Source organism: Mycolicibacter algericus DSM 45454 (genome assembly GCF_002086455.1).
GTDB lineage: Bacteria > Actinomycetota > Actinomycetes > Mycobacteriales > Mycobacteriaceae > Mycobacterium > Mycobacterium algericum.
This window is the reverse complement of record NZ_MVHC01000068.1, coordinates 1-2,151: the sequence shown is the minus strand read 5'-3', so window position 1 is coordinate 2,151 and position 2,151 is coordinate 1. Positions and strand designations below refer to the sequence as shown.

Here is a 2,151-nt window from a genome sequence, read left to right as displayed (position 1 = left end):
ACAGAGACTCCCGCGATGGCCCCCTACATCAGGACCGACACGCCGCCCCTACTTACACCACCGCCGGGGACGTGAACTTACCCCTTGCCGACAGACCGTGGTACGCCCCCATCAATGCCTCTCACTATGCACCGTCAGATTGAAATACACGTTCAAAGCTGATGCGTGTCGCCAGCCGTCGACATCCAGCCAATGGGCAAATCAGCTTGCGGCAGCCGAACGAGGGGCCTACCTTGTATGGGGTCGGTTCAAGGTAAGATCCTCCCACCCGCTGCGATTGCGGTGCCCGGTAGTCCCGCAGGACGAATCAACGATAAACCCACGTTGGTTCTGTTGGCGGCTGCCTCTGCCGGAGCTCCCGCGGCAATGTCTTGCTATACACCACCACCAGCTCCCGATTCGCTCTCGTCAACGCCGTATACAGCGGCCCCTGATGCCCGCGGTTCTGTTTAAAGTCCGCCGGCTCAACCACCACGACCGCGTCGAACTCAATACCGCGGGCCGAGTCGGGGTCAAGGACCGTCACCTCCCGCCCATCCCGCTCCCACGGGCTCAGGTCGTGCATGGAGCCAACCCAACCGCGAGAGCGCAGACTCTTTCTAACCGCACTGGTGTCCGGACCGATGACGGCGACGGTACCCAACGGGTACGCCGCCAGGAGCCGATCAACCTGCGCCGTGACCGCGTCGCCAAGCTCCGCCGGCCGAACCTTCTCGACGGTAGGAGCCGGCCCCTCTTGCTGGAAGGCGTTGACTGCCCGCTCACTGCGCGGGAGCAGGCGGGTGGCGAACTCCAAAATCGGCCGCGTGGAACGGTATCCGATCGCTAGCTCGAAGGTCGCGGTGTCGTCTTCAATCGCGATCAAGTCCAGGATCTCATGCCAATTCGTCGGCGTGTGGTCGGACCGACGCTGGTTGAGATCTCCCAGCACCGTCCACCGGTCCTCGATGTTGATCTCGTCGAGCAGCAGCCAGCCCAGCGGTGTCACGTCCTGTGCCTCGTCGATGATGATGTGGCTGATACCGGCGAGGTCGGCGGGTGGACTCACCTCCCACTGGATGTAGGCGAGCAGCGGCGAATGGGCCCGCAGCGTCAGCGCATGCCGGTAGGCGGGCAGCGCGCTCAGATAGGTGCTCCACTGCGGATCGGATGTGATCGCTGCACGGTTGGCGCGCATGTATTCGTAGACCTGCTCGGCTGACATCGCGGCACCACCGTTGGCCGTGCGGATGTGCCGGATGGCGCGCCGCAGCACACGCACGAGTTTCCAGACATCATCCTGCGATTCCGGCGAGATCTCGCCTTTCGGAGGGTACTTCAGCCCGAGGATGTGCTGCCACAGCTCCGGCAGCGACAGCACCCGCAACTGCGCGGAGTTGCCGGCCAGGCGGTTGATGACGCCGAGGACGTGTTTGGAGTACCCGGCGGTCGGCCCGATCAGCAGCACATTGCCGGAAGCCCTGTCCTCGGCCGGGGTGTCCTCGTTGACCAGATAGGCGGCGCGGTGCGACGCGATGATCGTCTTCCCGGTACCGGGCTTGCCCTCGATGATCATGCTGTCGCCCGCCGGCATCGTCACCAACGCGTACTGGTCCGGCTGCAGTGTGGCCAGAACCGAATCCAGCCTCTTTGTTCGCGGAGCCTGCAATTGCGCCCGCAACGCTTCCTCCGCCCGGATTCCGGCGGGTGGGTGGTCGGCGTGATGGCTTTCAGGCCCATCCGGGGAAAGCCCTTCGGCCACTGGGTCGAGCGGTCTCGGCACATCGGGCTGCGGCCGTTTGGGCACCGTCGGCGGGGCGGGGATCGCCAACCCGCGCTTGCGAAATGGATGTTCGGGCGCATCGGCGCGGACAGTCTCGTCGCTGAAGTCCACGATCTGGCCGTTGCGTCGCACCATGGTGCGGACGACGGCGACCTCGTCACAAAGTTTGTGGTGCTTGGTGCCGCGGTAGAAGGTGCAGGCGATCGGAGCGGTCCAACTAAACACCAGGGTTCCGTCGAACTCGGCATGTTTTTCGCCGATGTAGAAGTCCGATTGCCCATCAAGCACCCACTCATCGGGCCCGGCCAGCGCCGAGATATTGTCAAGACCTGTGGATCGGTGATTTTCAGGCGACCTCCGATCCGGCGGTTGCGGGCTCGCCCGTCGAC

The 2,151-nt window shown here is 64.2% G+C and carries 1 protein-coding gene; it reads right to left on the bottom strand.

Going from position 1 to position 2,151, the window contains the following annotated elements; translation table 11 throughout:
- Positions 1-307: 307 nt before the first annotated feature.
- The coding region (locus BST10_RS22060; RefSeq protein WP_207567920.1) for a helicase domain-containing protein at positions 308-2,151 on the bottom strand (1,844 nt) is incomplete at its 5' end.